The sequence below is a fragment of the Oceanisphaera sp. genome, from assembly GCF_052084945.1.
Lineage (GTDB): Bacteria > Pseudomonadota > Gammaproteobacteria > Enterobacterales > Aeromonadaceae > Oceanimonas.
In genome coordinates, this window is sequence record NZ_JBQDEX010000122.1 from 1 (window position 1) to 7,181 (window position 7,181).

At 48.5% G+C, this 7,181-nt stretch carries 6 protein-coding genes; 3 read left to right on the plus strand and 3 right to left on the minus strand.

Going from position 1 to position 7,181, the window contains the following annotated elements:
* Window positions 1-154: 154 nt before the first annotated feature.
* From tusA to fadB, 3 genes are all read right to left on the minus strand, one after another.
* A complete protein-coding gene (gene tusA, locus ACTHY5_RS10335) occupies window positions 155-400 on the minus strand; it encodes a sulfurtransferase TusA (RefSeq protein WP_441879347.1) in 246 nt (81 codons plus the stop codon).
* Between the two features lie 321 nt (window positions 401-721).
* Window positions 722-1,897, minus strand: a complete 1,176-nt coding sequence (gene fadA, locus ACTHY5_RS10340) for an acetyl-CoA C-acyltransferase FadA (RefSeq protein ID WP_441879348.1) — start codon at window positions 1,895-1,897, stop codon at window positions 722-724.
* Entirely contained in the window at window positions 1,894-4,062 is a 2,169-nt protein-coding gene (gene fadB, locus ACTHY5_RS10345; protein WP_441879354.1) for a fatty acid oxidation complex subunit alpha FadB, read from the minus strand. Before fadB ends, fadA begins: the two co-directional genes overlap by 4 nt.
* 272 nt (window positions 4,063-4,334) lie before the next feature.
* On the opposite strand from fadB, the gene ACTHY5_RS10350 reads away from it, so the two are divergent.
* From ACTHY5_RS10350 to hemG, 3 genes are all read left to right on the plus strand, one after another.
* The gene (locus ACTHY5_RS10350; RefSeq protein WP_441879350.1) at window positions 4,335-4,958 is read left to right on the plus strand and encodes a YigZ family protein; all 624 of its coding nucleotides are present in this window, start codon (window positions 4,335-4,337) and stop codon (window positions 4,956-4,958) included.
* Window positions 4,959-5,046: 88 nt separating this feature from the next.
* A complete protein-coding gene (locus ACTHY5_RS10355; protein WP_441879351.1) occupies window positions 5,047-6,504 on the plus strand; it encodes a TrkH family potassium uptake protein in 1,458 nt (485 codons plus the stop codon).
* 9 nt (window positions 6,505-6,513) lie between these two features.
* Complete coding sequence (gene hemG, locus ACTHY5_RS10360; RefSeq protein WP_441879353.1) at window positions 6,514-7,044, plus strand: menaquinone-dependent protoporphyrinogen IX dehydrogenase; 531 nt, start codon at window positions 6,514-6,516, stop codon at window positions 7,042-7,044.
* Window positions 7,045-7,181 lie beyond the last annotated feature (137 nt).

Sequence of the window (7,181 nt, forward strand, 5' to 3'; positions counted from 1 at the left end):
TGGACGGCATTTCCTGAGCCCCCAGGGATGGGTTGATGGCGTGTCGAGGGAGGTGGCTCTGTTTCCTCTCTATACTGCATTTAAATAGATCGATTATTTAGTCTGTTTGGTATTATTTCACGTAAGGCGTACAGCGTATGGCTTCTAGCTGTGTTTAAGCTCCTTTTTGGATCAAAAACTGATAGGGCAGCTGTTCTGTTTGGCTAGAGAGCAGGGTGTGATCCATAAACTGACAGAAGCTGGGAATATCACGGGCGGTTGACGGGTCATCAGCGGTGATCAGTAAGGTTTCACTTGGCTGCATACCGCGCACTTGTTTGCGTACCATCATCACCGGCTCTGGGCAACGAAGGCCTGTGGCATCAAGCGTATGTTGAGCGTCAAGAATTGCAGTCGTCATTGGGTGATTACCTTAAAGTGATAGTGTTAACAGCAGCTGCCTATTTTAAAGCTGTTGAAATAATGGTCAACCTATAAACACAGCCTTAAGCCGTCAGCTGTAAGCGTTCAGCTAAAGATAAACACCGTTTTTTGCCGTCTTACCGGACTTGCTCCGGTATCTCGCACTGTTTACTTGCTCTTAAACCCAAGAGCGAGATCCTGACGTGCGTCAGGAGGGCGGCAAAAAAAGATACCCAACCACCAGGCGCCCAGCTAAAAAATATAAGTTAAGAGTATTTGCTTTAAGCTAGGCGCTTGGTGCTGGGCGCTCGGCGCTGTCTTATACCCGTTCAAATACGGTGGCGATACCTTGGCCTAGGCCGATGCACATGGTGGCTACGCCAAAGGTGGCGTCTTTGTGCTCCATCAGGTTGAGCAGTGTGGTGGAAATTCGTGCACCAGAGCAGCCCAGCGGGTGGCCTAAGGCGATAGCGCCGCCGTTGAGATTCACTTTTTCGTCCATAACATCTTGCAGGCCTAACTCTTGTAATACCGGTAAAGATTGCGCAGCAAAGGCCTCATTGAGTTCAAACAGATCAATGTCGCCAATTGACAATCCGGCACGTTTTAACGCCTTATGCACAGCTGGCACCGGCCCAAAACCCATAATAGCGGGATCACAACCGGCGATCGCCATGGCTTTAATGCGGGCGCGAGGCTTCAAACCCAAGGCTTTTGCCTTAGCAGCCGACATTACCAGCATAGCCGAGGCGCCGTCGGATAAGGCCGAAGAAGTCCCTGCAGTTACTGTGCCATTGGCGGGGTCAAACACAGGTCGCAGTTGAGCGAGTGACGCTAAGCTGGTCTCGGGGCGGATCACTTCATCCTGTTCAAATAAAGTTAAACTACCATCATGGCTATGACCGTTAGTGGGCAAGATTTCGTGTGCAAAGCGACCCGCTAACGTGGCTTGATGGGCTAGTTGGTGTGAGCGCACGGCAAAGGCATCTTGTTGCTCTCGGCTCACCTTATACATGCGACCCAGCATTTCAGCGGTTAGCCCCATCATGCCCGAGGCTTTAGCCACATTGAGGGCCAGTTTGGGGTGAAAGTCCACACCATGATTCATAGGCACATGGCCCATGTGCTCTACGCCACCAATCATAAACACCTCGCCATCACCCACCATAATGGCACGGCTGGCATCGTGCAGCGCCTGCATAGACGAGCCACATAAACGATTAACGGTGACGGCACCCACTTGTTTCGGTAAGCCGGCAAGCAAAGCGGCGTTGCGGGCAATATTAAAACCTTGCTCTAGCGTTTGTTGCACGCAACCCCAATACACATCTTCAATATCGCTGGCGGCTAATGCTGGGTTTCTGGCCAGCAAGCCTTGCATTAGGTGTGCAGATAAATCTTCGGCCCTAACGTGGCGAAACGCACCACCTTTAGAGCGGCCCATGGGAGTGCGAATACAGTCAACAATCACGACCTCATTTAATGCCTGGTTCATGCTGTGGTCTCCTGCGCCAGTGGGTAGAAAAGGTGTTTGTTTGCGGCCATGTCACGTAGGCCGTCACTCACTTGATACAGCGGACCAAGATGAGCAAATTTATCTGCCAGGGCGATATATTCAGTCAGGCCCATATTATCAAGATAGCGGAATACCCCGCCGTGGAAGGGCGGAAAGCCAATACCATAAACGAGCGCCATATCGGCTTCGGCAGGGGAGCCAATAATGCCTTCTTCTAAACAAAGTACCACTTCATTAATCAGGGGGATCATCATGCGCGCAATAATATCGTCGTCGGTAAAGGTGACAGATTGATCCGTTATGGCCGTTAACAGCTGATAGCTTTCAGGATCGGCGTCTTTCTTAGGCTTGCCTCGCTTATCTTGACTGTACGCATAAAAGCCTTTGCCATTTTTTTGACCAAAACGTTTGGCCTCATACATAACATCAATGGCGTCTTTGCCTGACTTGCTCATGCGCTCAGGAAAGCCATCGGCCATAACAGCCGCCGCATGGTGCCCGGTATCTATGCCTACCACATCAAGCAGATAGGCCGGACCCATGGGCCAGCCAAACTGTTTTTCCATCACGTTGTCGACCTTAACAAAGTCAGCCCCGTCGGCGACTAATTGGCTAAAACCAAAGAAGTAGGGGAACAATACGCGGTTAACGAAAAAACCCGGACAATCGTTGACCACTATGGGCGACTTACCCATAGCAGCCGCGTAAGCCACCACCTTATTAATGGTCTCATTAGAGGTATATTCGCCGCGGATAATTTCCACCAGTGGCATACGATGCACTGGGTTAAAAAAGTGCATACCGCAAAAGCGCTCAGGGTGCTTTAAATGCTTGGCCAGTGCCGAAATAGGTATGGTCGAGGTATTAGAGGCAATAACGGTATCATCACTGACGCTTGCTTCTACTTCTGCTAGCACTTGGCCTTTAATTTTAGGGTTTTCAACCACGGCTTCTACTACGGTATCCACGCCTTGTAAGGCGTCATAGCTTAGCGTAGGAGTAATGCTAGCGAGCACCTGAGCCAGCTGTTTACCATCAATGCGACCGCGTTCTAGTTGTTTATTCAGTAGCTTACCCGCTTCCGTCATACCTAGCGCTAATGCGGCGTCGTTAATATCTTTCATCACCGCCGGTATGCCCTTTGATGCCGACTGATACGCAATACCGCCGCCCATAATACCTGCACCAAGTACGGCGGCCTTCTTAGTCGCAGGCGCTGCTTTAGCCGCGCGTTTGGCCTTACCCTTAATAAATTGATCATTAAGAAAAATACCCACTAAGGCCCGGGCAACTGAGGTTTGGGTGAGTTTAACGAAGTTTTCTTGCTCAAGTGCCAATGCCTGATCACGGCCAAGCCCTGCCGCGGCGGCTATGGTGTTTACCGCGAGCATAGGTGCTGGGTAATGCGGGCCCGCTTTGGCAGCCACCATGCCCTCGGCAGTACTAAAACTCATGGCGGCTTCAAGCTTATCGAGCGTTAATGGTGCCGTCTTTTGTGCACGCCGGCCTTGCCAATCTTGCTTGCCTGCTGCGGCATCTTTTAATAGCTGTATTGCCGAGGCTTCAAGCTGCTCGGTATCAACAATGGCATCTAATACGCCGACGGTTAAACAGGCGGCTGCTTTATGATCTTTAGCTGTAGTGATCCATTCAAGTGCGTTGTCGGCACCTATTAAGCGCGGCAACCTCACCGTACCCCCAAAGCCTGGCATTATGCCGAGCTTGGTTTCTGGTAAACCAATACGAGCACTGGCATCCCCAATGCGAAAGTCCGTTGCTAATATACATTCACACCCACCGCCTAAGGCATAACCGCGCACCACAGATACGGTAGGGTAGGGTAAGTCTTCAATACGATTAAAAAGCTGATTCGCTTGGGTTAACCAGTTACCTAGGGTGGCCTCTGGCAAGTCGAACATAGCTAAAAACTCGGTAATGTCGGCGCCCATAATAAAAGCGTCTTTAGCTGTGGTGAGCATTAAGCCTGCGAGGTCAGACCTTTGTTCTAATGCGCTCACCGCTTGGTCAAGTGAAGCTAGGGTGGCACTGTCTAGTTTGTTAATACTGCCTTTACTATTAAAACAGAGCTTAGCAATATTGCCTTCTACTATCTCAATTGAGAGGGCGTCGCCTTGGTAGATCATTTTCATGTCTCCTTAGTTCCCTTGGGCTGCTCGGCTGGCAAGCAGAGATAGCATGACTATGAACAGAAAACCATCAGAGTTCAATAGCTAATTCAAACAAACGTTTTAATTGTGTTGCGTGTCTGTTAATAACAAAAAAGAAGGATCCCCTATGCGCAAAAGATGACAACTAAGCGCAATTCAGCAACAATGTTGCGCTATTTTTTAATGCGCTCTTGTTGTGGCTAACATCTCATATAAAGCGTATGCATTCTGAATTGGGAGTAAATACCATGACATTGTCTCCCTACTTGATCCCTGCTGAACCACTAATATGGGAACAGGAGATTAAAAAAAGCCGCTTTATCGCGTATATAGGTCACACGCCAACTCCCGAAGAGGGCAAGGCGTTTGTCGAGCGCATTCGAGCGAAAGAGCCCACAGCGCGCCATCATTGCTGGGCTTTTGTGGCTGGCCAACCCAGTGACTCTCGAGTATTGGGGTTTAGTGATGATGGTGAGCCATCGGGCACGGCAGGTAAGCCGATGCTGGCGCAGTTACAAGGTTCAGGAGTGGGTGAAATAACCGCAGTTGTGGTGCGCTATTTTGGCGGTATTAAGCTGGGCACGGGGGGATTAGTGCGTGCTTATGGCGGTACTTTATCGATGGCGCTGGCTGAACTTTCCTTAACGGAGCGGCGACTTTTTTCTGAGCTAAGCATTACCGTGCACTATGCTGATATGCCGGTGGTGGAGTTTTTGCTAGCAGAGTATAAGGCCCACTGGCAAAGCGTAGACTACGGAGCGCAAGTGAGTGGTATATTGGCGGTAGAAAGCCGTGATGTCGCCGACTTTTGCGCTCAACTATTAGATCGTAGTCAAGGACGAGTGGTTGCTAAGCTCTTGGATGACAAGTGAAACAAGCCTCTAGCGCCAAGCGTTAACGTATGGCGTACAGCGTGAAACTGATGACGTGAACGCAGCTTTTATATTGATTGGAAACACCATGCATATACGCACTATTATCCGCATTGTAGGCATTCTTGTTGCTTTATTTAGCGTGACCATGCTGGCTCCGGCATTAGTGGCATATATTTATCGAGATGGTGCTGGCCTCGATTTCTTTAGCGCTTTTGTAATATGCCTTATCTTAGGCATTGCGCTATGGTTCCCTAACCGAACCCATAGTAAAGAGCTACGTTCTAAAGAAGGTTTCCTCATTGTGGTGCTGTTTTGGACGGTACTGGGTAGCGTGGGGGCGATTCCCTTTATATTAAGTGCCGAGCTAGACATGACGGTGGCCGCCGCTTTCTTCGAGTCGTTCTCTGGGCTGACAACAACCGGCGCGACCGTGATTAGTGGGTTAGATAATCTACCCAAAGCGATTTTATTTTATCGGCAAATGCTGCAATGGCTGGGTGGTATGGGGATTATCGTATTGGCGGTGGCCATACTCCCTATTCTCGGCATCGGGGGCATGCAGCTGTTTCGTGCTGAAATACCAGGGCCTGTTAAAGATAATAAAGTCGCCCCCAGGATCGCCGAGACGGCGAAAACTCTTTGGTATATCTACCTAGTACTGACCATTAGCTGTGCCTTACTATTGTGGCTTGCAGGCATGAATTTGTTTGATGCGATTTGCCATGCATTCTCGACCATTGCTATTGGTGGCTTCTCTACTTACGACGCCAGTGTCGGTCATTTTGCCAGCCCCATGATTAACTTCATTATTGTAGTCTTTCTTATGATTGCCGGTGTTAACTTTAGTCTGCACTTTGCCGCCTTTGCTAACCGAGGGCTTAGGTTGTCGGTATACCGTTTTGACCCTGAAGTAAAAGTGTTTATTGGCGTACAAATTGTGCTAACGCTCATTTGCATGGCTGCCCTACTCAGTCATCAGGTTTACAGCAACCCTTGGCAAGCGCTCGATCAAGCCTTATTTCAGTCGGTCTCTATCGCCACCACCGCAGGCTTTAGTACCACTGGCTTTGCTACATGGCCACTATTTGTGCCTGTATTATTAATGATGGCCTCTTTTATTGGTGGTTGTGCAGGGAGTACTGGCGGCGGCATGAAAGTGGTGCGAATTATGCTGTTGAACTTACAGGGTATGCGAGAGCTAAAGCGGTTAGTTCACCCCAGAGCCGTGTATCGAATAAAACTTGGCAATAAAGCATTAGCTGATAAAGTGGTAGAAGCGGTATGGGGATTCTTTGCAGCTTATGCTTTAGTGTTTGTATTGTGCATGCTGGCGCTGTTAGCGACTGGCATGAATGAGTTGACGGCATTTACAGCCGTAGTGGCTACCCTCAACAACTTAGGTCCAGGATTGGGGGATGTAGCCGCTAACTTTGGTACCACTTCCGATGCGGCTAAGTGGATTATGATCTTGGCCATGTTATTTGGTCGATTGGAAATTTTTACCTTGCTGGTACTGTTTACGCCAGCGTTTTGGCGTAGCTAAGAGGAGTTTATGGAAAAGCTATTAGTACTTTATTCATCTCGTAATGGTCAGACACAAAAGATCATTGATGCGATGCAAGGTGAGTTTAATGATTACGAAGTGGAGCTGGCTGACTTGCATGGCTCAATTCGCAGAAACCTGAGTAAGTATGACAAGGTACTAATTGGTGCCTCTATTCGCTATGGTAAGTTTCATTCCGACCTCTATAACTTTATCAATATTCACAGTGAACAACTTGCGGCAGCTGACGCTAGCTTCTTCTGTGTGTGCCTAACCGCGCGTAAGCCTGAAAAAGCCGTACCTGAGAATAACGCTTATATTAAAAAGTTTTTACAGAAGTCTCGTTGGCGACCAAGAAATATAGCGGTATTTGCCGGTGCGCTTAAATACAGTGAGTACACTTGGTGGCAAGCCCGACTCATCCAGATGATTATGAAGATGACAGGCGGCAGTACCGACACTAGCCAAGACTTAGAATTTACTGATTGGAATAAAGTAAAAGAGTTTGCTCAACTAGTGGCACGTAATAAGTACGAATAAACAGCAGTAAAGTTAGTAAAAGAGTCGTTTGAGCTTATTTTTTGTACGTAATGACTTTTTTTAATAAAAATAACAAAAAACACTTGCGTCAAATCATGGCTTCCCTATAATGCGCATCCACTGACACGGGGCAAGTC

Bases quoted from the DNA above. Each gene is read 5' to 3' on its own strand.
- tusA (WP_441879347.1), bottom strand. From the start codon at position 400: ATGACGACTGCAATTCTTGACGCTCAACATACGCTTGATGCCACAGGC.
- fadA (WP_441879348.1), bottom strand. From the start codon at position 1,897: ATGAACCAGGCATTAAATGAGGTCGTGATTGTTGACTGTATTCGCACT.
- fadB (WP_441879354.1), bottom strand. From the start codon at position 4,062: ATGATCTACCAAGGCGACGCCCTCTCAATTGAGATAGTAGAAGGCAAT.
- ACTHY5_RS10350 (WP_441879350.1), top strand. From the start codon at position 4,335: ATGACATTGTCTCCCTACTTGATCCCTGCTGAACCACTAATATGGGAA.
- ACTHY5_RS10355 (WP_441879351.1), top strand. From the start codon at position 5,047: ATGCATATACGCACTATTATCCGCATTGTAGGCATTCTTGTTGCTTTA.
- hemG (WP_441879353.1), top strand. From the start codon at position 6,514: ATGGAAAAGCTATTAGTACTTTATTCATCTCGTAATGGTCAGACACAA.